The sequence below is a fragment of the Streptosporangium sp. NPDC051023 genome (genome assembly GCF_040689595.1).
GTDB lineage: Bacteria > Actinomycetota > Actinomycetes > Streptosporangiales > Streptosporangiaceae > Streptosporangium.
Genome location: NZ_JBFBCE010000050.1, coordinates 34454 through 60410, shown reverse-complemented (window position 1 = coordinate 60410; position 25957 = coordinate 34454). Strand labels below are relative to the sequence as shown.

Below are 25957 nucleotides of genomic sequence, written 5' to 3'. Positions count from 1 at the left end.
AAACGTCTCAGAACCCGGCTCAACCCGGTGGGCGTGACCAGCCTGAAAGACACCCCCGCAGGTGAGAACCCTCTTACCTGTCCGGCCTGGTTCCCGTCACCCACTCCACGATCCACCATTACCCCGAGCGAGGTCTTCGAGCAGGAGACGCACCAGCCCTTCCGGGTCTTCACGATGTGGATCATGTCCGGTGGGCAAAGACACTGTTCGCACCGACGGCGCCTCTCGCACGACCGCCTTCAACTCGTGCTCAACCCACGCGCAGTATGCATTCCAGGCAGGGACGAGATGTTCGGGGAACATACTCGCGAAGGCCATCCCATCACCACTGACGATCAGTAGCGGACAACGCGCAGAGCGATAGGCGGAGAAGAGATCGAGAGCGTCTATCTCACGCATGACCTGAAGGAATGACTCGGAGAGCCCTCGCCCCATCTCGCCCAGAAACGAGGTCATCTCCTGGCATGCACGCGCCGCCGACAGCTCGTCCAGACCAAGGAACTGCCCAGGTCGTGTCGGATTGCCGTGACCATCGAGGTTGACCGCGAGGGGACACTCCGGATGCTCCCCAGCCCACAGCACGGCGACCATACCTCCCAAAGAATGCCCGATGATCACAGGCCGGTGAAGTCCGAACTCCTCCACCACGGCAGCGACATCCACCAGCACTTCCCGCCACGACCACGGCGCCGCACTCGACTCACCGTGGCCACGTAGATCCATGGACACCGGCCGAAACCCGGCGCTCACGAGAAGCCCCGCGAAGACATCCCAATCCCCGCGTGTCCGCCCACCACCATGCAGAAGAAGCACGTCCCTACCGCGCCCACCATGGTCTTCCGCCACGATCGACACATCGCCGATCACGAGTTTCCTGATCGCGCCCACGTTGCCCGCCACCTTTCACCCACGCTCCTGTACGCCGCTCTTCGTAACAGCTGGGCGCAGTCGTAGCCACTGCTTTTCCTGCTGGACAACGGCGTCTTCGCCGCATGCCGAGGGCGTCACACCATGGCCCGCGTGCCAGATGCGTGCCAGAACAGGCGGGGAACCACGGCTACCAACGATCTTCTCGACCCCTTTGACGGGGTGTCCGGCCACCGAGACCGGCTCTGCGGCAAGCATCGAAAAGGGTCTGCGTGCGCCGAAGGCAGCCCGGCAACGCTCCGACCGGCCTCGGGAACTGCCCCCTTGACGAGGGAACTCTGATTGCAACATCCTGTCGCATATAGGTAAGGCTTACCTAATTAAGGAGTAAGTGTGCCGACGATGCCCGCCCTGCTGGCGGATCCGATGACACGGTGGATGGGACGCCCGACGACGGTCACCAAGGTTGTGAGACTGTCTCCCGGGCTGCTCAAGGTGGGATTCTCCGGGGACGCCCTGCGGGGAAGGGCGTGGCGTCCCGGATGCGAGATCGAGTTCCGGGTGGGAGAGCGGGAGCTGCGTCACTACACCCCTTCGGCCTTCGACGAGCACGAGGGCTGGATCGAGGTGCTGTTCCAGTTGCACGGCGAGGGGCCGGGCAGCCTGTGGGCAAGCCGGCTGGCGGTCGGAGACGATGTGCTGGTCCTCGGGCCGGGTTCGAGGGCGTGGCTCAGGGAGGGGTCCTCGCACCTGTTCGCGGGCGACGGGACCACGGTCGGACTGTTCGACGTGCTGATTGCGGCACTCGGCGCGGACGCCGAGGTGGCGGGGGCCGTCGAGGTCCCCGAACGGGACATGGACGCGGCCGGGGAACTGCTGCCCCGCATCGAGGTGGTCAGGGCCACCGAACGGCCAGGTGAGGCGCTCGCACGCTGGATGGAGACGGGCATGACCGCCCGCCCCGACGCCGCCTACCTGGCCGGGCACGCCCAGACCATCCAGGCACTGCGCGCCCGGCTCTGCTCGGACGCGGTCGGCATGCGGCGCAGGAACGTCGTCACCAAGCCGTACTGGGCGACCGGGAAGCGGGGGTTGTGATGGCGAGGAAGGGAAACCTGGGGGTCCTGCTCGCCCCGGTGCGCGCACATCTGATGGTCGCGGCGGGGCTACAGGCCGTCGCGTCCGCCGCGTCCCTGGTCCCGTACATCATGGTCGCCGAACTGGCCAGGGAACTGCTGGGCGCGGAACCCGCCGACAGGGGCAGGGCGTGGACGATCGTCGTGCTGGCCGCCGCGGGTCTCGCGCTGCGGACCCTCGCGGCGGGGGTCGCCGCCACCGTGACACACCTGGCCGACGTCGACCTGCAGCTGAGGCTGCGCCGCGGCATCATGGCCGTGCAGAGCGCCTACACCGTGCTGCTCGCCTTCGGCACCTACCTGGTGCTGGGCGGCTCGCTCGGTCCCGCGGAGCTTATCGCCCTGCTCGCGCTGGCCACCCGGTTCACCGAGCCGCTGGTCCTGGCCGCCGAGCTGGGCGGCGCGGTCCGGATCGGCCGCAACAACCTGGCCCGCTTCACCGAGATCCTCGCCACCCCGCCCCTGCCGGAACCGGCCGATACGGCACGACAAGCCCTCGTGGGAGCGCCCGCGGTCGAACTGGACCACGTCTCCTTCGGCTATGGCGGCTCGCCCGTGCTGCAGGAGGTGTCGCTGAGGATCCCGCCACGCACCATGACCGCCCTGGTCGGCCCCTCCGGCTCGGGTAAGACCACCGTCACCCGGCTCATCGCCCGCTTCTTCGACGTCGACTCGGGCACCGTCAGGGTGGACGGCCACGACGTACGTGACCTCTCGACCGAGAACCTGATGTCGCGCCTGTCGCTGGTCTTCCAGGACGTCTACCTCTTCGACGACAGCAGCGAGGAGAACATCGGGCTCGGGCGGCCGGAGGCGACGGACGAGGAGGTACGGCGCGCCGCGGCTGGCACGCGTCGACGAGATCGTCGAGCGGCTACCCGACGGCTGGGCCACCAGGGTCGGCGAGAGCGGCGCGACCCTGTCGGGCGGCGAACGCCAGCGCGTCTCCATCGCCCGCGCGATCCTGAAGGACGCCCCCATCGTGCTCCTGGACGAGGCCACGGCCGCGCTCGACCCGGACAACGAGTTCGCCGTCACCGAGGCCCTGCGCGCCCTCACCGAGGACAAGACCCTCCTGGTGATCGCCCACCGGCTCTCCACGGTCGTGGCCGCCGACCAGATCGTGGTCCTGGACGGCGGCCGCGTCGCCGAGTCCGGCGACCACACCACTCTGCTGGCCCTGAACGGCAGGTACGCGGCGTTCTGGCGGGAACGCAGCCGCGCCGCCGGCTGGCGCCTGCTGCCAACCTGAGGCGGCGCGCGTTTTCCCGGAGACCTGATGAGGCCCGGTGTCGCCCTCCGGGATCGGTTCCGGCCTCCCGGAGGCGGTGGTCTCCGAGCGGACCCGATCCCCGGATCCGCGGCCGGAAGCGGCCTGTGAGAACGCAGGACCGGGGACGGGATGATGGAGGCATGAGCGCCACGCCCGCCCGCCCCGGTCTCCGCCCGGGACGCCGTCCCGGTTTCAGCCTCGACGACATCGCCGAGGCCGCACTGGCTGTGGGCTTCCGGAACCTCACCATGTCCTCGGTGGCCGACCGGCTCGGCGTCAAACACTCCTCGCTCTACCGGCGCGTTCCCAGCCGTGACGACCTGGTGATCGCCGCGATGGACCTGGCCGTCCAGCGTGCCGACTGGCCGGTCCCCGGAAAAGACTGGCGCGCCTACCTGGAGGAGACCGCCCACGTCATCTGGGGCCTGCTCGCCGCGCACCCGGGCATGGCCGGTCTCATCCACGACCTGCCCCGCACCCCGCCCAGCGTGACCAGGATCTTCTACGCCACCGCCCACGAACTGACCGGCATGGGCTTCACCCCCAGGGACGCGGTGCTCGTCGTGGACACCCTCACCGACCTGGCCACCGACGTCTACACGGGCTGGGAACGCCTCGTCCGTGAGCGTGACACCGCGTCCGGGGAGCGGACGACCGGGATCGACCAGATGCGCGAGTCCTGGTCGGGCGAGCACGCCGCCCCAGAGGCGGCCCCGTTCGCCGCCGTCCTGGGCGCCGTCATCGACGGCGATCCCTACGACTGGTTCCGCAGCAAGCTCGCCCTGTTTCTCGACGGAGCCGCGACCCGCCTGCCGCGCTCCGGCCCCGGGGAGGACTGAGCCACCTACCGGTTCGGAAACACAGGTCACGTTCTGGAGGCCCGGGCAGCGCGATCGTCATGTCTTATGCCACCAGGGCCACCGCCCCGAGCGCGTGCCCGACGGCCGACTCGTTGAACGCCCGGATCGCCGCCGTCTCCGCCGCCTTCACCCAAGCCAGGCCGAGGATCGAGGGAGGCAACCCCGTGACGGGGACGAAGCTGATGTCCGGGCGCCTGTGGTGAGCCGCCGTTGGAGTGCAGAACAGCATGCCGCCTCGGTTGAGCGCCACCTGGGTCAAGCCCTCCTGACTGGTGGCCACCGTACCGGCCAGGCGAATGGGACGGCCGGAAGGGGTGGCGGACGGTGCCATACGCTCGCGCCACGTGCGCGGAGCCGGGCCGTCCAGGCCGATCAGGGACACGTCGGCCAGTTCCTCGACGTCGATGCTCGAACGGGCGGCCAACGGGTGACGCGAGGAGAGACCGAGCTGGTACGAGACCCGGTTCAGCCCTTCACCCGTCGCCAGATCGGGCTCGTCCACCGGGAGCAGCGTGAACGCGATGTCCACCTGCCCGGCCCGCAACTTCCCGAAGGGATCGGAGAGCGGGATCTCCACCAGCTCCGCCTCACACCCCGGGTATCGGCGCTCGAAGGCGCGCACGCTGCCGGTGACGACCTCCGTGGGCGTGGCCAGGAAGCCTAGCCTGATCACGCCTGTCACCTCGCGGGCGGCCGCCTTGGCCCGGCTGACCGCGTTCGCGAGGCCGTCGTAGGAGGGGCGCAGGTCGGACAGGAAACGTTCGCCCAGGGGTGTGAGGCTCACGTGCCTGCTGGTCCGGTGGAAAAGCCGGCCGCCGACCCTGGTCTCCAGCGAGCGCATGAGCTGACTCACCCGACCAGGTGACAGGTAGAGGCGCTCGGCCGTACGCGCGAAGTGCAGCTCCTCACTGAGCACGATGAAGCACTCCAGCTCCCTGAACTCCACCTTCGCCTCCTTCTGATCGCTTAGTCCACCTAAACCAAGCCTTCGATCTTCGCCATTGTTCCCGCCGGTGGTCGGCAGAAGGCTGGCTGGCATGACCATGACTGATGTTTCCGCTGCCCCCCGGGCGCGCTGGCTCGCCGTGTCCTCGGTCGCGGTGGGCACCTTCACCATCGTGACCAGCGAGATGCTGCCCGTTGGCCTGCTGACCTCGATCGCCGCCACCCTCGGCGTCTCCGACGGAACGGCCGGGCTGATGATGTCGGCGCCCGGATTGGTCGCCGCCGTCTCCGCGCCCGTGCTGGCGATCACCACCCGGCGGCTCGACCGGCGCGTCACGCTGCTGGGGCTGATAGCGCTGCTGGCGGTGGCCAACCTGGCGGGCGCGTTCGCGCCGAACTACCCCGTCATGCTGGCCGCCCGGTTACTGACCGGGGTAAGTATCGGCGGGTTCTGGGCCTTCGCCGCCGGACTCGGCCTGCGGCTGGTGCCCGAAAAGTCCGTCGGGCGGGCCACGTCGATCATCTTGGCCGGGGTGTCGGTGGCATCGGTACTGGGGGTGCCCGTGGGGACGTTCATCTCGTCGTTCGCGGGGTGGCGGATCGCGTTCATCGCCATGGGGGTGCTGGCCCTGGCCCTCCTCGTGCTGCTGGCCATCACCCTGCCGCCCCTACCCGGCGAATCCCGAGCTCCCGTGTCCGAGCCGTTGCCCCACGAGGCCCCGGCCCGCACATCGGAAGGGAGGGTCGCGTCGCTCTCCGGCCCGCTCAAGATCGTCCTCGTCCTGACCGCCTTGATCGTGTCCGGCCACTTCGCGGCCTACACCTACGTCCGGCCGTTCCTGGAGCAGGTCTCGCACGCCGGTCCCGCCCTCGTCAGCACCGCCCTGCTCCTGTACGGCGCCGCGGGCGTGGCCGGCAACTTCGTGGCAGGCGCATGGGCGGCCAGGAACCCCAAGCCGGTCCTGGTCACGCTGGCCGTGTTGATGGCACTCTCCACGGCGGCGCTGCCCCTGATCGGCCTGCCCTTGATCGTGCTCGTGGTGTGGGGCCTGGGCTACGGCGGCGTGGGGGTGACGCTGCAACTCTGGATCATGCGGTCGGGCGGCGGCGAAATGGGTACGGCGCTTTTCGTCGGTGCCTTCAACGTTTCCATCGCGCTCGGCTCGTTCGTCGGCGGTCGAGTCGTGGACGGCGTGTCGATCTCCGCGGTGATGTGGGTGGGAGCGGCGCTCGCCGTGGTCAGCGCGGCCGTCGCCGGTATCTCGGGCAGGAGCAGGACGACCGGTTCGCCGGAGGATCGCCCCTGATCGGGGTACCGCAGCGGGAGCAGGGCAGATCGCGAGTCAGCCGCCCCACCAGCCGTGATTCATGCGATTCCCACGCTGACGGCGCGGGTCCGATTCCCGGGCAGCCGGCCTGTCGTCAGGTGGTGCAGTGTCTCTGGGCGTCGGTGCGGACCTTCCTGCCGGTGAACTCCTCCAGGATGGCGAGGTTCTCCGGGGCGTAGTTGGTCGTGGTGATCTTGTCGGCGTTGGGGCCGCCCAGCTTGCCCGTGTAGGGCGCCGACTTCTCCAGCCAGTAGGCCGTGCGCAGGAACTGGGTCAGGACCAGTTCGCGCAACTTCGGCTCGTTCTTGATCTTTGCCCAGTAGTCAGGGTGGCGGTCCTTGGCCACGCGCAGGTAGAGCAGCAGGTAGCGCAGGTTGGTCGCGGCGATGTCGCGTGCGTTACTGGCCCCGATGCCTTTGATGTACTCCTGGACCACCGTCACCGCGGGCAGGCCTGTCAGGCCCGCGTTCAACTCCGCCAGCACGCCTTGGAGGTGATACTCGCCCTGGGTCCGGTCGCGCAGGTAGATGCCGTCCATGGAGTCGCTGAGCCGGTCCTTGATCAGGGGCAGGATCTCCTTGCGGGGGAAGCCGTCATACAACGGCACCGTCGTGTCCTGCCGGGAGGCGTTGATCCAGGCCGCGATATGCACGTTCCACCTGGTCCGCGACGGGTCGAGATCCCACATGTGGGTCTCCTCGTGGATCGCCACCATCATCGACTCGGCGAACGCCTCGAAGCTGTTCCGCTGCACGAACTGGGTCCAGTACTGGTCCCTGGCCTGGGCGATGGCCAGCGCCTCGCCGCTGGGCCACCGCCGCCGGTACATCGCCTGGAGGGTCTGCATCCAGTTCGAGGAACTGAACCTCGCCTTGAGGTCGCTCACGTCCGCGCTGGGCTGCGACGGTTCGTCGTAGCAGTAGGGGGCGGCGGAGTCCGTGACAGGGCTCGCGGCGGCGGTGGTCACCGCCAGTGGCGGCAGCGCGAGGAGCGCGGTCACGAGAGACAGAGCGCGTGTTCGACTCACAGGAACCTCATTCCCGAGCGAACGCGCCACCGGCAAGCAGGGCACGGGCAGCCGCCGCTCTTTCGTCGTCACGCTGGATCGTACTGATCGCCGATTTCCGACGCCCAATCCCATTTCGGCATAACGTCGGGAAACCCCCGAGATGCTGCAGGCAGCCACTCCCCCGCCGTCACGTCCACTCTGACGCGGTACACGGTGCTTTACCGAAGGTCCGCGGAAAGCCTCGGCCTTCAGGACTCTGTTGGCCGAGGGGAAGACGCCCGGCGCCCCAGCCTGGTTGCGGCAGATCCCTGCGCTTCAGGTGCTCAGGACTCCGTGACCGTCCAGCGGTCAGCCGGGGGCGGGAAGCCGGACCCCCCGGGCGAACGCGCGGGCGCTCTCCAGCGGGGACACCTCGAACTCCTCCTCGACCGCGCGGGCCACCAGATGACAGAACAGGTAGCGTTGAAGCGGGGAGACGCCCAGCCTCGCCAGGTGCGCATACAGAACGTTCAGCCCGAGCCGATGGGCGCGGAACCAGTCGCTCTCGAGAATCTCGGCGTTGTGCCGCGGATCCGCCTTGAGGACTTCCAGGAAGTCCACCCTGTGCAGGTGCCTGTAGTCGGTGCGGGGGGCGAAGTCCAGGTCGATGTCGCCCCCCGCGATCAGCGGGCGGGCGACCCGCTTCAGGTGCTCGGCGAAGGCCAGCCAGTCACGCACGTGCGGTTCGGTCCTGCCGTGATCGACCGCGTCGATCTGGGTGAGCATGATCTCCCTGAGCCGGTCGGCCGCCTCCCGGTATTTCGCGTCGAACGACGCTCGGACGGCGTCGCGGTCCACGCAGTAGGCCTGGAAGGAGTCGGCGTGTGAGCGGTAGGACATGTACCCCCTGCTGATCGGCGGGACGCTGACGTGCGCGTAGGCGAACATCAGCTCGAGTGCGACCTGGAAGCGCTCCACCTGGCCGCGCCGTACCCGCTCCAGGGTCACGAAGGCCTGCCGGGTGCTTTCCGCGTGGAAGTGATCGAGCAGGTCGGTGAGCCTGCGGCCACCGAGGATGTGCAATCGGTCCTCGTAGGGCTCGGTCTGGAGGGTGTTGTCGGGATACCAGGGCTGGAGCGGACCGTGGTCGTTCTCCCTCACCGCCAGTTGCCGGTGCGCCTCCAGCAGGGCGTTCTCGTCCAGGATGGTGGTGGAGGGGTGTTCTCCCAGATATCCGGTCAGTGCCTCGATGGCGACGGGCAGCACCTCATCCGCCCACGCCTCCTGGGTGGCACGCAGGTTGAGGCGCAGATGCGGTCCCCTGCGCCAGTGCCGCAGGATGTAGGGTTCCTCGACGACGTCGCCCAGCCTGGCGAGCAGCGGCCTGACGCCGTCGAGGATCAGTCCGTCCTTGTCCTCGTCGTAGTAGCGGATCTGAATACTGTGCCAGGGGGCACGGGGCATGGTTGGTCCGCCCTTTCGGTGAGGATGGCTCCGACGAGATAGCGCAGCTGTACCTCCTCGGCGGTGGTGATGCCGAGGCGGTTGCACATGAGGTGGACGCATCGCAGCAGCACGCCCAGGACGTCATCGGCTCGGGGACCGTGGAAGGAGGTCGCCGTCCGCTTCGGACGGAACAGACCGGCCGTCCGAAGGGCGACGAGCCGCTCGCGCAGCGCGCCGATCGAATGAGACCACGCGGTCAGCGGATCGTCCCACGGTGCCTCCCCGGTGGCGGGACACCAGCAGCGCAGGGCCTGGGCCGTCAGACGCTCGCGCTGCCCGGCCAGCACCGCCGCCAGGCTCTCGCGCTCGCGCGGGGTGTCCCATCGCTCGCGCCGTTCGGCCAGCAGCAGGCCGGCGCGGTTCAGGTCAGGCTCCCACGCCGCGAGCGTGAGCATCAGCAACGCCGTGCCGAACCCCAGCAACCGCCCGCGCGCAGGACGCGGGCCAAGGGTCGCCAGCGCGATCCTGGAGGCGGCGGTGAAGTGCTCCTCGGCGGCCCGCATCGCCTCCTGGCCGCCGAACACGTCGAGCTCGGGCCGGTAGGGCACGGCCTCGACGCAGTCGTGTCCGCGCACCCGGCGATCGTAGGTGTCCTCCATCAGCTCCGCGCTGGCGAACCGCTCGGCCAGCAGGGCGTAGCGCTCCTCGTCCAGCGGCACCGCCGACGGATGCGCCGTCAGATGCGCCTCGAGAGCGGCCCTCGCGCGCCGCTCGACCTGGGCGCCGGAGGAGGCGGGCAACAGCCGCAACCGGATGTGCGGGCCGCCTTCCCAGTACCTCAGGAAGAAGAAGCCCTCGATCTGCCGCTCCTCCTCCAGGGTCCGCACCAGCCCGCCGATGGCGTGGGTGATCAGCAGGTCGTCGTCGCCCCTGTGGAAGGCGTGCAGGGAGACCCAGCGCTCAGACATCGGCGGCTCCACTGAGCTCGATCACGTACTCGGTGACGTGGTGGCCGTGCGGGCCGAGGTCGGTGGCCGCGGCGAAAGCGGGAAGCACCTCCTGAAAGACGGTGACCGCACCCGAGCCGCCGAGCTGCCTGCCGAACAGCGCGACCAGCGCCGGGTCGGCGAGATCCAGGTAGGTGGGCTTGGCCAGCCGCGCCGCACGCCATGGATCACTCAGGAAGGCGCCGGGCTCGTGGGAGAAGACGAAGCATCGCGACGGGATCGCGTGTTCGGCGAACCAGCCGGCCAGCGTGAGCAGATACCCCGCCTCTGTGTCGCCAGGCCCGCGTCGGGGGACGGCGGCGGTCGCGGCGTACCAGGAGGCGCGCGCCACGACCACGTGCCCGACCGAAACCCTCGCCACGGCGGTGACGCCCTCGGGCGGGGCGTCCGGCAGGTCGGCGAAGAACACCCAGGTCGGAAGCGTCGCGCTCGGCAGGTCACCGAACAGGTGCAGCAGCAGTCGCGCGGTCTTCGGCAGCAACGCCGCCGCCATCATCCCGGTGTAGATCGGCCGGACCTCCCGGCCCGTGGCGGCCTCCACCAGGACCAGCCGATCGGTGTCCCGCTCATGCCGGACGGCCAGGCCGCCGAGGGGGATCTGGAAGGCGGAGGACAGGGAACCGATCGAGCCGGGATAGGTGATCTCGTACGGCACGGCGACCGAGCGCAGGTTGAGGTTGCTGCCGAAGTGACCGGCGAGCTCGGCCAGGAGGATCCCGCCGTCCGCCCGATGGCCTCCGGCACCGTCTCCCAGCAGACGCCGGGTACGGCCGAGCATCGCCCCGTAGCCACCCGCCACGCCGTTCAGCACCAGACGGACCGGATCGGCCTCCTGGAGTATCTGAACCAGGCAGGCCAGCGACCGCACGGGCTCGACGAATCCCGGCCATCCGGTGCTCAGCTTGGCCAGCGACGCCGGATCGATGTCGATCGTTCCGTTGGGGCCGGGCGCGTGGCCGCGCAGCGCCGCCCTCGCCCCGTCCCGGACCCGCCGCAGCTCCCGCGTTCGCGGCAGGGCATCGGAGTCGGAGCTCGCCCTGTGGTTGAGCAGCGCGTCGAGCTCGGCCTCTGCGCCGTGTCCCCGCAGGTCTGCGATCAGGCGGTGGAAACGGCCGAAGGGAACCTGCTCGCCCCGGCCGAACCGGTCGGCGAAAACGCTCCCGGCGATCAGCCTGGCCACGGTGTGGTGCTGGAACGGCGCGAGGAAGTCGCGGATCACGTGCAGGTCCGCCAGCGCCGCCCGCCAGCGCTCCGCCCCGAGCCGCACCGCGGGCGTTTCGAACACCGCGTTCTCATAGAACACGTTCTTGTCCGGCAGTGCGATCGGCTGCCCGCCCGCCGAGGTGACCAGCGCGGCCAGGTCACCGAGGGCGGAACGGACCCCCCGCACGAGCGCGTCACGCTCGGCCACGCCTTCGGTCGAGGGGTAACGTGCCAGCGCCCGCCCGGCCTCCCGCAGCGCCAGGGACGCCTCGTGTCCCGCGAACCTATCGGCCAGCTCGTCCAGCGGGCCGGGGGCCTGGTCGGCGACGGGGAGCAGTCTCTCCAGCAGCCCGATCTCGATCAGCCGCTCCAGCACCTCCCGTCGCGCGAACACCCGCCGTATCTCGCCGAAGCCGTGCGGGCCCTCGCGCAGGTCATCGAGCAGCTCCGCCAGCGACTCGGTGACGGCGACGCCGTGATAGGCGCCCTCGTCCTCGCCGAGGACCCACCACCGGCCCTCGTCCTCGAACCGGCTGACGCTCACCCGGACCCCGAACCCGTCGGCCACCCGGTCGTCGACCTCGCCCAGGGCGAGAAGAAGACGTCTCAGCAGCCACACGTTCGGCTCGACCGCCCCGCGCCACGACCACGGGGACGGGCCCCACGCGGCGGCCTCGCCGTACGGGTCCCAGCGGGCCAGGCCCGACATCATGAAGGTCGCGTAGGGGCTGGTCTTGGCCGCCACCCTGGCCAGGTATTTGGTGAGTCGCAGCTCGACCTGGCGCGGTGGCGGAGTACCCGGCGGCGTGTTCAGCCACCGGCGCGCCGCCGCTGACAGCGCCGGGCTGGCCAGCAGAAGTCCCTGGCCGAAAGCGGATTCCGCGGTCCACCGCCTCAGCGCCTCGTGACGTTTTCGCGCTTCCCCGTTCAGCAATCCGGGCAGCTCGGCCGTCAACCGATCGTGATCGTCCAGCATGTCCAGCCACGCCTCGATCGCATGACCCAGATCCCCGTCCAGCGCGGCCACCACCTCGGCTGACCATGCCGGCGGACGGCGCGCGTTGTGGAGCGCTCTGCGCAGTGCCACCAGCCGGGGCTTCGACGCCCCCGCGTCCATCGCCCCGCCGAGCCTCTCGGCCAGGGCACGGCCCCGCAGGCTCAGCCGGGAGCGAATCTCCAGAACGCGCCGGACGACCTCCCAGGAGTCCAGGCAGCGCAGTTCCTCCAGCGTCTCCACCGGCAACGCGGCCACCCTGACGACCACGCCGTCACCGGCGCCCAACGATTCCCCCACACCGCGAGAAGTCATGACCGCCTTTCCCCGGGCCACCACCGAAGGCTCTTGGCATCGAGTTCTCCGGCGCGCGGCGGTAGCGCCCGCGCGCCGGACAACCTGGCACGCCGACCTCTCAGACCAGCCAGCTCTTACCTGAGGAACAGCCGGAAGCCCCGACTTCGGTGTTGCCGAGGCCGAATCCCATCGCCTCGATCAGCGCGTCACCACCGGGAAGGTCCACGGTCGCGATGTCGAGCGTGTCGAGGTCGAACGCGTGAGGAACTCTTTCAGTCGCCATACATCCTCCTAAGTCCCTGTTCCGGACTCATTGAACGTTTCACAGATCACCTGTTTATGGAATGGCTCGTTCGCTTGACGCCAAAGGTGGATTCCCTCTCCGCCATACCTGGGCCGCCGGTCTTTCGACCCTCTGCCCAGCCTCACCCCACGGGAGCGGGAGGTGCTGGGGTTGATGGCCGAGGGGCACTCCAACGCGGGGCTCGCCCAGCGGCTCGTCCTCAGCGACGGCGCGGTGAGGCGGTCGTGGAGATCCTGGGTGAACAGGTGGCCGGACCGGTCAGGATCCGAGAAGCACCGGTCACCGAGCCGCAGGTAACGTGACGGCCATGGACCTCACCATTCACACGAGCTTCCTTCCGCATGACGACCCGGACGCCGCCCTGGCCTTCTACCGCGACACCCTCGGCTTCGAGGTGCGCAGCGACGTCGGACAGGGCAAGATGCGCTGGATCACGGTCGGCCCCGTCGGCCAGCCCGGCACGTCCATCCTCCTGGCGCCGCCCGCCGCCGACCCCGGCATCACCGAGGACGAACGCCGTACCATCACCGAGATGATGGCCAAGGGCACCTACGGCTGGATCCTGCTGGCCACCCGGGACCTCAACGGCACCTTCGAGAAGCTGCAGGCCGGCGACGCCGAGGTCGTCCAGGAGCCGACGGAGCAGCCGTACGGCATCCGTGACTGCGCCTTCCGCGACCCCGCGGGCAACCTGGTCCGCATCCAGGAGCTTCGCTGAGCCGTTCGGCAATCGACAGCCCAGGTGTTCGCGAACATCGATGAAAGGAGTTCTCTCATGTGTCATCCCGCATGGGGGCGCGCGCTTACCACGGCACATCGCCTGAACGACCTCGCGCGACTGCGCCGCGTCCGCGATCGGATCGACCGGGAGTACGCGCAGCCGCTGAACGTCGAGGCGCTCGCCCGCAGCGCGAACATGTCGGCCGGGCACCTCAGCCGCCAGTTCCGGCTTGCCTATGGCGAGTCACCGTACGCCTATCTGATGACACGTCGCATCGAGCGCGCGATGGCGCTGCTGCGCCGTGGCGACCTCAGCGTCACCGAGGTCTGCTTCGCGGTCGGCTGCTCGTCGCTGGGTACCTTCAGCACCCGCTTCACCGAGTTGGTCGGCATGCCGCCCAGCGTCTACCAGCGTCGCGTGGCGGACGCCGCGGCGGGGATGCCGTCGTGCGTGGCGAAACAGGTGACGAGACCGGTCAGGAATCGAGAAGCGCCGGTCACCGAGCCACAACTAGCGTGAACGCCATGACATCCATCGAAAAGTACGTCGAGTTCACCGCCGCGTCGGGTCTTTCACCGACCCGGACAGGTTCGCGTGCGAGGCCGCGTCGCTGACGACCACGCCCTGACGTGACGGGAGGAACCATGGCAGGCGTGCCGCCGCGTGAGCTCGAGGAGAGGCTGCGGGACACTCGCGCGAGACTGGAGAGCGACGTCGATCTCTGGGTCGCGACGCCGGGCTCCCCGGGCGTCCACCTCATCCCGCTCTCCTACCTCTGGGACGGGACCGCGTTCCTCATCTCGACGCCACGCGCCTCGGTCACCGGCCGCAACCTGCTGGCGGACGGACGGGTACGGCTCGCCCTCGGGCCGACGCGCGACGTCGTCGTCGTCGACGGCACCGCCGAGCCGGTGGACCTCGCCGACCTCGCCCCGGAGACGGGCGACGCGTTCGCTGCCAGGACCGGTTTCGATCCGCGCGAGCTCGACGAGCCCTACCAGTACTTCCTGATCAGGCCACGGCGCGTCCAGGCCTGGCGGGAGGCGAACGAGTTGCGGGGACGCGACCTCATGCGCGACGGCCGCTGGCTCGGCTGAGCGTCGCACGGGAACACTCCCGCTCCATCCGGCGAGCGGTGCGGATACCGATCAGTTTTTGAGAAGCCTTCACCAGGGCGAATCTCTAACGTGAAATCACCCCAATCAACCCTTTTAAGAGAGGAAAACTGCCATGAAGGACACGCAGACGTCCACCGATGCGGCCGCGGAGAAGTACGACGGATTCACGGACGAGGAGCGGAGCGCGATGAAGGAGCGCGCCCGGGAGCTGAAGGCGTCCGCGCGACGCGGCCCGCGCGCGGCCAAGGCGGACACGGAGAGCGAGGTGCTCGCGAAGATCGCCGAGATGGAGGAGGCGGACCGCGTCCTCGCCGAGCGGCTCCATGACATCGTCAAAACCAACGCGCCGACCCTCTCGCCGAAGCTCTGGTACGGGATGCCGGCGTATGCCAGGGACGGCAAGATCGTCTGCTTCTTCCAGAGCGCACAGAAGTTCAAGGCGAGGTACGCCACGCTTGGCTTCAATGACCCGGCGAACCTCGACGAAGGCACCATGTGGCCGACCGCCTTCGCTCTGACGGAGTTGACCGCCGATAACGAGGCACGGATCGGCGCGCTCATCAAGAAGGCCGCGGGCTGAGGGCGGCCCCTTCTCACGGGCACGGCTTCTCACGGGCACGGCTTCTCACGGGCACGGCTTCTCACGGGCATGTCACTCACCTACCACTCGCGGGCACGCCACTGCCCCGGCACAGCCTCGGCACCGCAGAGCCCGACCGCGTCCGCCGGCGACACCTTCCCCGTCACCATCGGCAGCGCCCTCGGCGATGCCGTGATCGGCAAGAAGCCAGAACGTGTGGTCACCTGGGGCTGGTCCAACGACCTCGCCGCACAGTTCGCGGTGCTGGACGTGCTGCTGCCCGCCGACGTCGTCGGCGCGCCGTATCTGCTCTGGCTGCTGATCAGGTCCGGCATGCGGCGCGGTTGAGCGGAACGGCACCGGGCTCTTCGACTCTCCGGCGACGTTGCGGCCACGGGGAAGAGCTGGCCGAAGCGGACGGAACGTGAGCTTGCAGAGCGATGGGCACTCGGTCCGCCGAGCACCCTGTGGACACGGCGCCCCAACGTGACAGGCGCCCAGGGGAACCCGTACGGCAGGCGATAAACAAAAGGTATGCCCATCACGCTGGATTAAGCATTTCGCCCCCTATTTACATGGCCCACGCTCACAGATAATCCGGACCATGGAATCAGAAGCCGAAAAACCAAGGATCCGGAGTGGCCTCGTCCTGGTCTTCCTGGGCCTGTCCTGGCTGCTTGGAACCCCATACCTGTTTCTGCAGACGGCCTCAGAAGGGTTACGAACCTCAGAATCCGCCGACAGCGGCTACACCGTGCAATTCCTCATCGCCACAGCCGCGGTCGGTGTCATCACGCCCATGCTCGCGGCCATCGTGGCCGGGATCACCCGGAGGAAGGTGACCGCCCTGCTGTTCGGGATCGGGGCGGTCCTCTGCCTGCTCGTCGCCGCGGCGAGCTTCACCGTCGGAACCGAAACAGCCGTCCCCCTCCCGCCTTCGGAGCCGCCGCTTTCCGGCCGTTGAGTCAGGCGCGGCGCCGGAGGCGACGAGCGGATCTCCCCGCGACCATCCTGTCAGGCTCACGCTCCGAAACGAGAGCGGGCCGGCACGATCCGCCGTATGTCATGGGGGGCGACCACCGAGCCACGCCGGGGCGTCGAGGATCTCCGGGGCGGATCTCGGCACACCGGGGTCGATCGGAGCTATCCGTCCAGTACGCGCATGAGGTAGAAATGTCCGGCGGAGAAGGGCAGCTGTCATACCGCCCCCCGGCCAGCGAGCCTTCCCGCCGTATTCACCCGATTCACCGTAGATCCAACGGTCATGAAAATGACCACGACTCCCGTCCAGCGGTCGGTAGAGTGCAGAAATGTCCATTCCCGGGGGTCGAGAGCGATCAGTGATCAGCGCTCTGACCAGCCCGTTTTCCCTTCGGACCTTATCCGGTCCACCCCGGAGAGAGCCCAGCGCACGATCCGGTTCCGATGTTCGTCCCCATGCGCCCGGCGCGGAGGAGTATAGATGAGCGAGCAGAGCACCCTGGTGGACCGCACCGCGATCATCGAGGTCGTCGATGCGATCTTCGACACGGTGGACGCCAAGGAATGGGACGCCGTCGAGCGGCTCTTCCAGGCGAAGGTCCAGGTCGACTTCACCAGCCTGGCCGGTGGCGAGCCCGCCCAGGTCACCCGCGCCCAGCTCGTCGACGGATGGCGGAACGGTCTGCATCCGCAGAAGCAGAGCTTTCACCTGGTGGGCCACTACCGTGTCGAGATCAGCGGCGACATCGCCACTGCGCATGTGAAGGGGTACGCCTACAACCTCCTGGCGCCCGAACTCGGCGGTGCCATGTGGGAGGTCTGGGGCAACTACGTCATCCCCTTCGAGCGCACCGCTGAGGGATGGAAGGCCGGCGGCATGACCTTCAACGCCCTGCACACTCGTGGAGACGGCTCCGTCCGTACGCACGTGCTGAGCTGACGAACGCGGACACGAGGCGAAGATCGCCTTCTGCCGGAGAACACGGCAGAAGGCTTTCGCCGTATCTCAGGCTCTGACCATGTCGCGGGTGCTCACGCCACCTGGCGCTGCTCGGCCAGTTCGGTCAGCTTCACGGTGTACAGGCCACCCCGCTCGACCTTCACATCGGTCACTTCGAGCTGCGTGCCGGGGGCGAGGATGAACTCCTCCTCGCCGGTGAACGCGGAGAAACTACGGATGCCGACGGCCCGTGCGGGGAGCACCTCGAAGAGCGTCCGCTTGCCGCGGCGCCCGAGGAAGGCCTGGGCCACGCTGAGTTTCGACGTACACGAGGACACGCCCCACCACGTCACGGTCCGGCCGAGCGGGTACTGCGCCCGCAGATCCAGCGAAACCCCGCGCCAGAGCGGCTCCTTGCGGGCCGGCAGACGCGACACGGCCGCGAACAGGAGTCGCAGATACGGGAGGTACGGGACGATCTGGCTGCGGTCCGGGTTGCGCAGGGTGGCGTTGATCTGCCGGTAGAACGCCGACTCGCAGGTGTAGAGGTAGAGGGCCGCGACCTCGTCGGCGGACAGGGCACCGACCGCGGCGCCCACCTGCTGCTCGCCGAACCGGTGCGACTGCTCCACATGCCGGTCGAGACCCGACAACAGCGCGGCCACCGGGGCGACGGCCTCGCGGAAGTCCATGAGCGGGGTGTCGAAAACGCCGGTGATCGCGGGAAGTACCAGTCCCTCGTCCTTGACGCTGGCGAGCCGTTCAAGGTAGAGCTTGTGCAACTCCATCGTGGAGGCGATGAACGCCCCCATACGATCGGCCGTGCCGGCGTCCGCCCCGGTGGCCTGCGCCGCCGTGAGGTCGTTCCATCCCTTGCTGGGCAGCCAGTCGATCTCTTCGGCTCCAAGCGCCCTGAGGGCCGTGTTCACCGCGGCGAAGTGCTCCCCGTCGCAGAAGATGTCACCCTGTGCCGCGGGGTTGGGGTGGTCGATGTGCCAGACCGTCACCTCGGGGTACTTCTCCTGGATCCGGAGCACGACCTCTTTCAGGCTGCGGGCGTGCGCCCCCCACCACGCGAACACCACACCCCGATCGTTCTCTTCGGCGTTCTGCTTGGCCTTCAGGATCTCCTCGACGAGCCTCTCGACGACCGGTCGCCAGAACGCGGTGTGCCGGTCGGTGGCCATCGCCCCGTCGCCGCTGGCGGTGAGTGCCGCGTTCAGAAGCAACACGCCCTGCGTGAGCATCGCCTGGAACCACTCCGGCGGCTGCACGGTGTCGTGCTTCTTCAGGAGGGCGCGGATGTCGGCGATCGGCGTCTTCTTGGGGATGCCGTGCTTCCACATCGCCGCCGCCTTGATGATGCAGCGGATGGTGATGACCTTGCCGAACTGGCTGTCGCTCCAGTCGTGGAAGGTGTTGTCGAACATGGCGATGCCGGTGGCGCTCTCGGCCCGCGGGTACGGGTTCTGGCCGAAGACGACGACCTTCCACTTGTGCGGCGGGTTGGGCTTGAGCGCCTGGAAGGTCAGTTCCCTGACGGGCACGATCTGCGGGCTACGGCCCGGGCCGATGAACGTGTCCGCGGCGGGCTGCGCCTCGATGACCGGCTGCAGGAGCGGCAGCCACGCCTCTCCGCCGCCTTTGAAGAGTTCCGCGAGGGCCAGCGGGTCGTTCGGGCCGGGCGGGGTTGAGGCGCGGGTTTCGCTCATCGTGGGCTCCCGGATTGGCGGGCCGTGCCGGTGACGGCACGGGTGATCGGGCGGGGGAATCGTGTCGCGCGAAGGCCCCGGATACGGTGTCGGAGAACCAGAAAGCCCACCCGGTGGAGCGGATGGGCTTTCCTGCCGCGGACGTCAGGGTGCTTCGAGGCCTGATCCACGGAAGGTTCACGGCAGGCTAACCCCGGGTCCGTACGTTGGCAAACGACGAGATCACTCCCAGATCTCAGGCCAAGATCTCTTTTGTCGGTACGGCCCGCTATCTTCGTGGACGTCGGAAACACCCCTTCCCGCGACCGGAGTGAACCATGACCGTCGAGCGTGTGAAGCCGCTGCTCAAGGTAGTGCTGGCGGACATCAACGCGGAGGTGGTGCACGCATGGAGGGCGGCGTTCGCCGACACTCCTGAGATCGAGATCCGCAAGGGGTCGATCCTCGACCAGGATGTCGACGCCTGGGTCAACCCGACCAACTCCCGCGGGCGGATGGACGGCGGGGTCGATGCGGTCATCAAACGCCATCTCGGGGCCGGGATCCAGTTGCGCGTCCAGCGGGCGATCCGCGACCGGTTCGGGGGATCGCTGCCGGTGGGAAGTGCCGTGTGCGTGTCCTCCGGGGCGACCAACCCGAAGTTCCTGATCTCGACGCCGACGATGGTGCAGTCGGTGCAGAACGTGAGCGAGACGCTCAACGTGGCTCTGGCGTGTGCCGCCGCGTTCCAGGCCATCCACATGCAGAACGAGAAGGAGCCGGGCAGCATCGCGTCGGTGGCGCTGGTCGGCATGGGTGCGGCGACGGGCCGGGTGCACCCGCGGGTGTGCGCCAACCTGATGTGGACCGGCTACACCCTGTTCAACGACTACTCCTTCCGGGACTACGACGACCTGCGGCAGACGATCCGCGAGCAGCTCGACGACATCGACAGCTGCCCCGAGGAGGAGCGGGTGCGGATCAAGCCGCCGGTCTCCCGCGGTTGACGACGTGAACACGCCCCGTCAGGACACCCCGGTCGGACCGAGCCGGCCGGGCCGCGTGTTTCCGGCTCCCGTGTTTCCGCGGCTCCCCTGACAGCGCCGGAACCCGGACTCCGCGGAGCGGATTCACCGGTCATGCCGGTTGTTCTCTCCCTCACCGGCGATCGTCGCGGCGAGACCCGCTACCGGTCGTGCCGGGGCGAACGATCGAGGGCGACGGTGAGAAGCACGACGGCCGCCTCGACCGCCTCCAGGTCGTGCCGGGCCTCGGGCACGATCAGCAGGTCACCGGCCGAGCCGTCCCACGAGTCGTCACCCGCGCTCAGCCGGACCCGCCCGTGCAGGACGTGCACGGTGGCCTCACCGGGATTCTCATGCTCACCGAGCCGCTGTCCGGCGTCGAGTGCGATCAACGTCTGACGGAGTGAATGTTCGTGCCCGCCGTACACGGTGTGTGCGCTGCGCCCGCTCGACGCGGTGCGTGCATGTTCGAGCTGCTGGGAGACCAGCGCTGTCAACGACAACTTGTTCATTGTGTTCCCTTTGAACGGTGAGGCTGGGACGAGGGGCGTCCGGTCGGAATGCCCCGGCGACCGGCCGGGCTTTTGTCAGATGCTGCCCCGGTCGTTCAGTTTCATGGCCATCTCCCGGGCAAACTGGCCAAGTCGCTCCTTGGGATAGGCGCCGCACAGCTCGTCCAGCAGCGCGGTCACGACGGACAGCTCCGCCCTGTCCAGCAGGGCGAGCCGTTCTCCGGTGCCGTTCTTCTCGATCCAGGTGCGAAGGACGGCCTCGTACTCGTCGCGGGCGATCGGCTTGCCGTTGGTGTCGCGCACCCTGGTGGTGACCGGCTGAGCCCTGTCCACGTCGTACAGCCCGGCCCTGCGCCCGGCCCGCAGGTACCGGGCCGCCTCCACCATGGCCTTCTCGCGCTCCTCGTCGGCCAGTTCCTCCCACGTCGGCAGGAGCATCTCCTCATGGGCGAGTTGCTGGCGTGCCGCGGCGAGCTTCTCCGCGTGCTCACGCTCGGCGTCATCGGCGTACTGGAAGACGATGGGCATGCTGGTCCTCTCCGCAAGGGGAAGCCGGGCGCCGGTCCTGGCGTGGGCAGGGTGGCGCGGTTTCCCGTTCAGCATTTCAGAGGATGAGAGCGGCGGGCACCGAAGCACGGTGCCAGCCGGCGGCCGACCCTGGAGAAAGAGGCGCGGGTAGCGGTGGGACACCCGGGCGGCGAGATGGACAACGTCGACGTGGCCGGCCCGCGCCAGACGACCGCTCAGCCGTGTAGGTGTCCGTCAACCCGCCGGGGCACGCCGAGGGGGTTGTCGTCCCGCAGTTCCTGAGGGAGCAGTACGGCGGGCCAGTCCTGGTAGGCCACCGGGGCCAGCCATCGCCTGATGGAGGCCGCACCGACCGAGGTGTGGGCGGGGGCGGTCGACGAGGGCCACGGGCCGCCGTGGTGCATGGCCCAGCAGACCGCGACCCCGGTCGGCCAGCCGTTCCAGATCAATCTGCCGGCGAGCCGGTCGAGGACTTCGAGGAGGTCGCGAGCCTCCTCGGGGTCTGTGGCGTGGATGGTCGCGGTCAACGATCCCGGCAACCGCCGCAGTACCGCGGGAAGGTCCGACGGATCTTGATATTTCACGACTATCGCGGCAGGGCCGAAACACTCCTCCGCCAGCTCCGGCAGCCCCTCGGTGAACGCCTCCAGGTCGGCGGCGAAGACACGCGGCGCCACCGCGTCCTGACCGGTCCCGGAAGCGCCGTTCGCGAGCACGGTCACCCCCTCGCCCGTCCCTGCCCGTTCCACCAGCCGCTCGATGCCGCGCAGGTAGCCGTCGCGGATCCTCGTGGTGAGCATCACACCGCCGGTGGTCGCGGCGACCGCAGCGCCGATGGCCCGCTCGTATCTCCCGCCGCCGAGCGGCTCCCCGGGCTCACCCGGCACGAAGAGCAGGCCGGGGTTGGTGCAGAACTGGCCGACGCCGAGTGTCAGCGAGGCCGCGAACCCGGCGGCCACCGTGGAGGGGTCGGCCGAGGGCAGCACGACGACCGGATTGACACTGCCCAGTTCGCCGTAGAACGGAATCGGATCCGGCCGCTCGTCGATCAGCTTCTGGATGGCCCTGCCACCCGCCTCCGAGCCGGTGAAGCCGACCGCCCTCACCAGCGGGTGCTGGACGAGCGGGGCACCGGTGTCGAAGCCGTGCACGAGGCCGAGCAGATCGGGGTCAGGCAGGGCCCGCCGGACGACCGCGGCGGTCAGGTCCGAGGTGCGCGGATGGCCCTCGTGGGCCTTGACCACCACCGGGCAGCCCGCCGCGAGCGCCGAGACGGTGTCGCCGCCCGCCACGGAGAACGCGAACGGGAAGTTACTGGCGGAGAACACCGCGACGACCCCGACGGGGTGGTTCATCCGGCGCACGTCCGGCCGGGGAGGAGTCGCCCGGGGGTCGGCGTGGTCGATCACCGCCTCGACGTGGCCGCCGTCCCTGAGCACGTCGGCGAAGAGCCGGAACTGCGACGCCGTACGGGCGATCTCGCCACGCAGGCGCACCTCACCGAGATGGGTCTCGGCGTCGGCGACAGGCCAGAGCTCGTCGGCATGCGCCAACAACGCGTCGGCGACGTCCGCCAGCACCCGCGCCCGTTCCTGGGCCGGGGTCGCGCGCCATGCCGCCCCCGCGGTCGCCGCCCGTTCCACCACTGGGTTCACGGTCTGGGCCATGGTCACCGCTTCCGCGTCGTGAGGTTGTCGACATCGAGTTCGGGACGGCAGAACGAACCGCCCAGCAGTGCATGGGCCATGGCGTCGGGGTCGGGCTCGCCGTGCTGGGCGATGAGCTCCCGCGCGTAGACCTCGGCGTCGTCCTTCGGCTCGAAGCCGATGGCGCGGCCCTCCTCAAGGGACCACCAGCGTCGCGTGTTGGCGGAGACGCCCCAGACCACGTGGAACCCCTCGGCGACCAGGGACGCCTCGGCCAGGCGGGCGCAGTCGTCGGGAGACAGCCAGGTGGAGAGCATGCGCGGCTCCTTCGGCCGTGGGAAGCACGAGCCGATGCGCAGGCACGTCACGGCCAGGCCGTACCGGTCGTGGTAGAGCGAGCCGAGCGCCTCCATCGCGACCTTGCCGACGCCGTAGAAGGTGTCGGGCCGCGGGAACAGGTAGTCGGGGGCCTCGGCCGTCCGTGGATGGAACCCGGCGGCGTGGTTGCTGCTCGCCAGGACGACGTGCTGGACCCCGGCCTGGCGGGCGGCCTCCAGCACCACGTAGGTGCCGTTGATGTTGACATCCAGGATGTCCGCCCATGGCTGTTCCGTGCTGTGGCCTCCCAGGTGGAGCACGGCGTCGACGCCGTGCATGGCCCCGGCCATCGCCTCCGGGTCGGTGATGTCGGCCGTGATCGCCTCCTCACCCGGCCCGGGTTCGACGGGGACGACGTCGAGCAGCCGCAGTACCCGTCCGTCCCTGGCCATTCGCGGCCTGAGCTGGGTGCCGATGCCGCCCGCGGCACCCGTCACCAGAATTCGCATGTGTGTCTCCTGTCAGGCATGTGCTTTTCGGGCTCGGTCGGACGTCTTTTCTGCGGCTCGACGGCCCGGCCGGCCTCACCGGCGCAGCCCCGGTCCAGTCCGGCTCGGCTGACGTCATGCACGCGTCGCACGCCTTTCCGATGTCCCCGTGTTGTGTCCGCCGCACCTTATCCGGCACGTCGCGCAGTCCTTGACACCCCTGGGCCGATGTTCTCCGGCACGGGCGGCGCACTGTCATCGATCACAGCCACAGTCGCCGTCACCGGCCAAGGATGGAGAAGGAGCGCAGCAGGCGTCCCCGCGCCAGGCTGCACGGCCCTCCTTGACCGCCACGACGGCGATGACCAGAGCGGCGACGGGATCCGCCCACGACCAGCCGAGCAGGCTGTCAAGCAGGAGCCCGGCCAGGAGTACGCCCGATAGGTAGGTGCACAGCAGGGTCTGTTTCGAGTCGGCGACCGCGCTCGCCGAACCGAGTTCGCGACCGGCACGGCGCTGCGCGGCCGACAGGAACGGCATGACCATCAGGCTGAGCACGGCGAGCACGATCCCCGCGGTCGAGTGCTCCGCCTCGCCGGCACCGGTCAGGGTCAGAGCCGAATCGGCCGTGACATAGGCGGCCAGGGCGAAGAACGACAGCGCGATGATCCGCAACGTGATCCGCTCGCGGGCTTCCGGATCACGGCTGGAGAACTGCCAGGCAACCGCGGCGGCCGAGGCGACCTCGATCACAGAGTCGAGACCGAACGCGACGAGCGCCCCCGATGACGCGACCGTACCCGCGGTGATCGCGACGATCGCCTCAACCACGTTGTAGGCGATGGTCGCGGCCACGAGAAGCCGGATTCGCCGACGCAGGGCGACCCGGCGAGCGGGACCCGGCCCGAGGTGAAGGCCGGTCACGGGCAGTCCGTCCCGGGCCCGTCGTTCAGGCACCGTTCGCCGGTCTCCACCGCCAGCACCACACCGAGCAGGTCGTCTATCGCGTGCGCGAGACGCCGGTCGGCGATCTCGTACCGGGTCTGGCGCCCTTCCCCGACCCCGACCACCAGGCCACAGCCTCGCAGGCAGGCCAGATGGTTGGAGACGTTGGATCTGGTGAGATCCAGACGTTCGGCCAGGCGAGCGGGGTATTCCGGCCCCTCCAGCAGAGCGATCAAGATACGGCATCGGGTCGGGTCGGCCAGGGCTTTCCCCAGCCGCGCCATGGCCTCCAGGCGTGTGGCGACGGTCAGCATGTCCACGACGATACAGCGAGCGCTGTACTACAGTAAATGCTGAATTCAGCGAAAGCTGACCAATTGCTGCCACCGGAGCGCCTCTCGCCGGAGCCGAACGGGAGGCCGAACGGGAAGTCGTCGGCGAACTCCACGACGGGCGGTCACCCGGCGGTAGTGCCAGGTCTACCGTCCGCCCTCCACCGGGGGCCCGTTCCCGAGGCGGGCGCCACTCGTAGTGTTGTCTGGGTGACGAACGGCGTTTCGGCGTGGCGGGCGGTCACGGGCAACCCGCTCGGCTTCCTGCCGTCCAGATGGCCGAGGGCCGCGCCAACCCGTCGATCGCCCGCCTCCTTGGCATCAGCGACGCCGCGGTTGCCAAGCACATCGGCAACATCTTCATGAAGCCGGACCTGCCCGCCGAGGACGGCCACCGCCGCGTGCTGGCCGTCCTGACCTACCTGCGCGGCTGAACCGCGGAGGTGGTGCCGAGGGTGCCCGCGTCCCACTTGACGTCTCTCAAAGTAATCGCTTGACAACTCTTTGTAATCGAACGATGGTTGACCGGTAGCCACCTGCCGGTGGCGCTGGTCATCGGTGATGGCCACAGCTGTGGGTCTCGTTCGGGGGGCAGTGAGTTGGCCGATGAGCGTGCGTCAGACGGGTTCGGCACGGGCCCGCTTTCCCATGAACTGTGGCTCGACAAGAGCCTCGCACTGAGCTGCGGGCTGTGGGCCGACGCCACCGACCTCGAAACGGCCCAGCTGAACAAGTACCGGCTCATGGCGCGCTGGGCGGGAGTCACAGCGGATTCACGCGTCCTCGACGTGGGGTCGGGGTTCGGCGGCATGTTGCGCCACCTGAGTGAGGAACACGGCGTGGCCGCGGCCTGCGGACTCGACCTGTCCGGCGAGGCGTGCCAGGCGGCCAGGGAACCGGGGTTGCGCGGGGTCACCGTCCGGCAGGGGGACTACCGCGCCTTCACACCCGCCGAGCCGTACGACGCGGTCGTCTCCATCGGCTTCCTGGAGAACCTCGCGGGCGCGGAGGAGTCGGATCGCCAGCCCGAGCTGTGCCGCGAGTTCTTCGAGCGCACGCACACGTGGACCCGGCCGGGAGCTCGCCTCGGGATAGAGACCACGATCCTGGGGCACAGCCGCGACTGGGGCCAGGAGGGGGCCCGCTACGCCGAGGCGATGCGGCGGCTGCGCCTGACCGGCGCCCTCCTCCGGCTCGACCAGTTCCTCAGGACCTGCGATCCGTGGTGGGAGCCGGTTCACGTCACGACCCACCGGGATGACTACGCGCGCACGTTCTCCGAATGGGCGGACCGGCTGCGCGCCTGCCGGCAGACAGCGGAAAGCACCGGTCACGGCCAGGAGATCGCGAACTATCTCGATTTCACGACCAACGGCGTCGCGTTGTTCGACAGAGGCACGCTGTCCGTCGCCCACCTCGGACTGCGGCGGGTCGACAGGCCATGACGATGAGCGGCCGGCACCCGAACCTGTCAGGACCGTGAC

26 protein-coding genes and 6 pseudogenes are annotated in these 25957 nt (G+C 69.1%); 17 read left to right on the top strand and 15 right to left on the bottom strand.

The window, feature by feature from the left end:
- Positions 1-96: 96 nt before the first annotated feature.
- Positions 97-888, bottom strand: a complete 792-nt coding sequence (locus tag AB0395_RS29160; protein ID WP_366286400.1) for an alpha/beta hydrolase — start codon at positions 886-888, stop codon at positions 97-99.
- Between the two features lie 381 nt (positions 889-1269).
- Here AB0395_RS29160 and AB0395_RS29155 point away from each other — a divergent pair, with 381 nt between their 5' ends.
- From AB0395_RS29155 to AB0395_RS29135, 5 genes and pseudogenes are all read left to right on the top strand, one after another.
- Entirely contained in the window at positions 1270-1965 is a 696-nt protein-coding gene (locus tag AB0395_RS29155; protein ID WP_366286431.1) for a siderophore-interacting protein, read from the top strand.
- Positions 1965-2807, top strand: a pseudogene (locus AB0395_RS29150) (ABC transporter ATP-binding protein); the annotation flags it as partial. The gene AB0395_RS29155 and the pseudogene AB0395_RS29150, both read left to right, overlap by 1 nt.
- 40 nt (positions 2808-2847) lie before the next feature.
- Positions 2848-2955: pseudogene (locus AB0395_RS29145) on the top strand (hypothetical protein); the annotation flags it as partial.
- 30 nt (positions 2956-2985) lie between these two features.
- Positions 2986-3255, top strand: a complete 270-nt coding sequence (locus AB0395_RS29140) for a hypothetical protein (protein WP_366286437.1) — start codon at positions 2986-2988, stop codon at positions 3253-3255.
- 161 nt (positions 3256-3416) lie between these two features.
- Entirely contained in the window at positions 3417-4115 is a 699-nt protein-coding gene (locus AB0395_RS29135; RefSeq protein ID WP_366286429.1) for a TetR/AcrR family transcriptional regulator, read from the top strand.
- Positions 4116-4179: 64 nt separating this feature from the next.
- Here AB0395_RS29135 and AB0395_RS29130 read toward each other — a convergent pair whose 3' ends face one another.
- On the bottom strand, positions 4180-5082 hold the full coding sequence (locus AB0395_RS29130) for a LysR family transcriptional regulator (protein ID WP_366286397.1): 903 nt from the start codon (positions 5080-5082) through the stop codon (positions 4180-4182).
- Positions 5083-5173: 91 nt separating this feature from the next.
- Between AB0395_RS29130 and AB0395_RS29125 the strand changes: the two are divergent.
- Positions 5174-6196: pseudogene (locus AB0395_RS29125) on the top strand (MFS transporter); the annotation flags it as partial.
- A 124-nt stretch (positions 6197-6320) separates the two neighbouring features.
- On the opposite strand, the pseudogene AB0395_RS29120 reads toward AB0395_RS29125, so the two are convergent.
- The 6 genes and pseudogenes from AB0395_RS29120 to AB0395_RS29095 all read right to left on the bottom strand — a co-directional run.
- A pseudogene (locus AB0395_RS29120) lies at positions 6321-6419 on the bottom strand (DNA-formamidopyrimidine glycosylase); the annotation flags it as partial.
- 84 nt (positions 6420-6503) lie between these two features.
- Positions 6504-7436 carry a hypothetical protein gene (locus tag AB0395_RS29115; protein ID WP_366286394.1) on the bottom strand — a complete coding sequence of 311 codons (933 nt, stop codon included), beginning with the start codon at positions 7434-7436 and terminating at the stop codon, positions 6504-6506.
- Between the two features lie 330 nt (positions 7437-7766).
- The gene (locus tag AB0395_RS29110) at positions 7767-8861 is read right to left on the bottom strand and encodes a thiopeptide maturation pyridine synthase (RefSeq protein WP_366286392.1); all 1095 of its coding nucleotides are present in this window, start codon (positions 8859-8861) and stop codon (positions 7767-7769) included.
- Positions 8798-9811: a lantibiotic dehydratase C-terminal domain-containing protein gene (locus AB0395_RS29105; protein WP_366286389.1), complete on the bottom strand. Its 1014-nt coding sequence runs from the start codon at positions 9809-9811 to the stop codon at positions 8798-8800. The genes AB0395_RS29110 and AB0395_RS29105 overlap by 64 nt, the downstream gene beginning before the upstream one ends.
- On the bottom strand, positions 9804-12347 hold the full coding sequence (locus AB0395_RS29100; protein WP_366286386.1) for a lantibiotic dehydratase: 2544 nt from the start codon (positions 12345-12347) through the stop codon (positions 9804-9806). The genes AB0395_RS29105 and AB0395_RS29100 overlap by 8 nt, the downstream gene beginning before the upstream one ends.
- Before the next feature lie 115 nt (positions 12348-12462).
- Entirely contained in the window at positions 12463-12627 is a 165-nt protein-coding gene (locus AB0395_RS29095) for a hypothetical protein (RefSeq protein ID WP_366286383.1), read from the bottom strand.
- Between the two features lie 108 nt (positions 12628-12735).
- Here AB0395_RS29095 and AB0395_RS29090 point away from each other — a divergent pair.
- The 8 genes and pseudogenes from AB0395_RS29090 to AB0395_RS29055 form a co-directional block, all read left to right on the top strand.
- Positions 12736-12870: pseudogene (locus AB0395_RS29090) on the top strand (LuxR C-terminal-related transcriptional regulator); the annotation flags it as partial.
- Positions 12871-12955: 85 nt separating this feature from the next.
- Positions 12956-13366, top strand: a complete 411-nt coding sequence (locus tag AB0395_RS29085) for a VOC family protein (protein WP_366286381.1) — start codon at positions 12956-12958, stop codon at positions 13364-13366.
- Positions 13367-13423: 57 nt separating this feature from the next.
- Positions 13424-13888, top strand: a complete 465-nt coding sequence (locus AB0395_RS29080; protein WP_366286378.1) for a helix-turn-helix transcriptional regulator — start codon at positions 13424-13426, stop codon at positions 13886-13888.
- Between the two features lie 125 nt (positions 13889-14013).
- Positions 14014-14466, top strand: a complete 453-nt coding sequence (locus tag AB0395_RS29075; protein ID WP_366286375.1) for a pyridoxamine 5'-phosphate oxidase family protein — start codon at positions 14014-14016, stop codon at positions 14464-14466.
- A 133-nt stretch (positions 14467-14599) separates the two neighbouring features.
- Positions 14600-15067 carry a DUF1801 domain-containing protein gene (locus tag AB0395_RS29070; RefSeq protein ID WP_366286372.1) on the top strand — a complete coding sequence of 156 codons (468 nt, stop codon included), beginning with the start codon at positions 14600-14602 and terminating at the stop codon, positions 15065-15067.
- A 69-nt stretch (positions 15068-15136) separates the two neighbouring features.
- Positions 15137-15415, top strand: coding sequence for a hypothetical protein (locus AB0395_RS29065; RefSeq protein WP_366286369.1), 279 nt, complete (start codon positions 15137-15139; stop codon positions 15413-15415).
- A gap of 256 nt (positions 15416-15671) precedes the next feature.
- Positions 15672-16031, top strand: a complete 360-nt coding sequence (locus AB0395_RS29060; RefSeq protein ID WP_366286367.1) for a hypothetical protein — start codon at positions 15672-15674, stop codon at positions 16029-16031.
- 498 nt (positions 16032-16529) lie between these two features.
- Entirely contained in the window at positions 16530-16988 is a 459-nt protein-coding gene (locus AB0395_RS29055; RefSeq protein WP_366286364.1) for a nuclear transport factor 2 family protein, read from the top strand.
- Positions 16989-17080: 92 nt separating this feature from the next.
- Here the strand turns inward: AB0395_RS29055 and AB0395_RS29050 are convergent, their stop codons facing one another.
- Positions 17081-18700, bottom strand: a complete 1620-nt coding sequence (locus tag AB0395_RS29050; protein ID WP_366286361.1) for an ADP-ribosyltransferase domain-containing protein — start codon at positions 18698-18700, stop codon at positions 17081-17083.
- Between the two features lie 317 nt (positions 18701-19017).
- Between AB0395_RS29050 and AB0395_RS29045 the strand changes: the two genes are divergently transcribed.
- Positions 19018-19686, top strand: a complete 669-nt coding sequence (locus AB0395_RS29045) for a macro domain-containing protein (RefSeq protein WP_366286358.1) — start codon at positions 19018-19020, stop codon at positions 19684-19686.
- A gap of 179 nt (positions 19687-19865) precedes the next feature.
- Here AB0395_RS29045 and AB0395_RS29040 read toward each other — a convergent pair whose 3' ends face one another.
- From AB0395_RS29040 to AB0395_RS29015, 6 genes are all read right to left on the bottom strand, one after another.
- On the bottom strand, positions 19866-20216 hold the full coding sequence (locus AB0395_RS29040) for a cupin domain-containing protein (RefSeq protein WP_366286355.1): 351 nt from the start codon (positions 20214-20216) through the stop codon (positions 19866-19868).
- Between the two features lie 75 nt (positions 20217-20291).
- Positions 20292-20744 (bottom strand): hypothetical protein, encoded by a 453-nt coding sequence (locus AB0395_RS29035; protein ID WP_366286352.1) that lies wholly within the window; start codon positions 20742-20744, stop codon positions 20292-20294.
- Positions 20745-20959: 215 nt separating this feature from the next.
- The gene (locus AB0395_RS29030; RefSeq protein ID WP_366286350.1) at positions 20960-22399 is read right to left on the bottom strand and encodes an aldehyde dehydrogenase (NADP(+)); all 1440 of its coding nucleotides are present in this window, start codon (positions 22397-22399) and stop codon (positions 20960-20962) included.
- A gap of 14 nt (positions 22400-22413) precedes the next feature.
- A complete protein-coding gene (locus tag AB0395_RS29025; RefSeq protein WP_366286347.1) occupies positions 22414-23217 on the bottom strand; it encodes an NAD(P)-dependent oxidoreductase in 804 nt (267 codons plus the stop codon).
- A gap of 234 nt (positions 23218-23451) precedes the next feature.
- Positions 23452-24120, bottom strand: coding sequence for a cation transporter (locus tag AB0395_RS29020; protein WP_366286344.1), 669 nt, complete (start codon positions 24118-24120; stop codon positions 23452-23454).
- Positions 24117-24455 carry a metalloregulator ArsR/SmtB family transcription factor gene (locus AB0395_RS29015; protein ID WP_366286342.1) on the bottom strand — a complete coding sequence of 113 codons (339 nt, stop codon included), beginning with the start codon at positions 24453-24455 and terminating at the stop codon, positions 24117-24119. Before AB0395_RS29015 ends, AB0395_RS29020 begins: the two co-directional genes overlap by 4 nt.
- 293 nt (positions 24456-24748) lie before the next feature.
- Here AB0395_RS29015 and AB0395_RS29010 point away from each other — a divergent pair.
- Together AB0395_RS29010 and AB0395_RS29005 are read left to right on the top strand one after the other, a co-directional pair.
- Positions 24749-24907 (top strand): annotated as a pseudogene (locus tag AB0395_RS29010) (DNA-binding response regulator); the annotation flags it as partial.
- A gap of 165 nt (positions 24908-25072) precedes the next feature.
- Entirely contained in the window at positions 25073-25918 is an 846-nt protein-coding gene (locus tag AB0395_RS29005) for a class I SAM-dependent methyltransferase (RefSeq protein WP_366286339.1), read from the top strand.
- Positions 25919-25957: the final 39 nt, after the last annotated feature.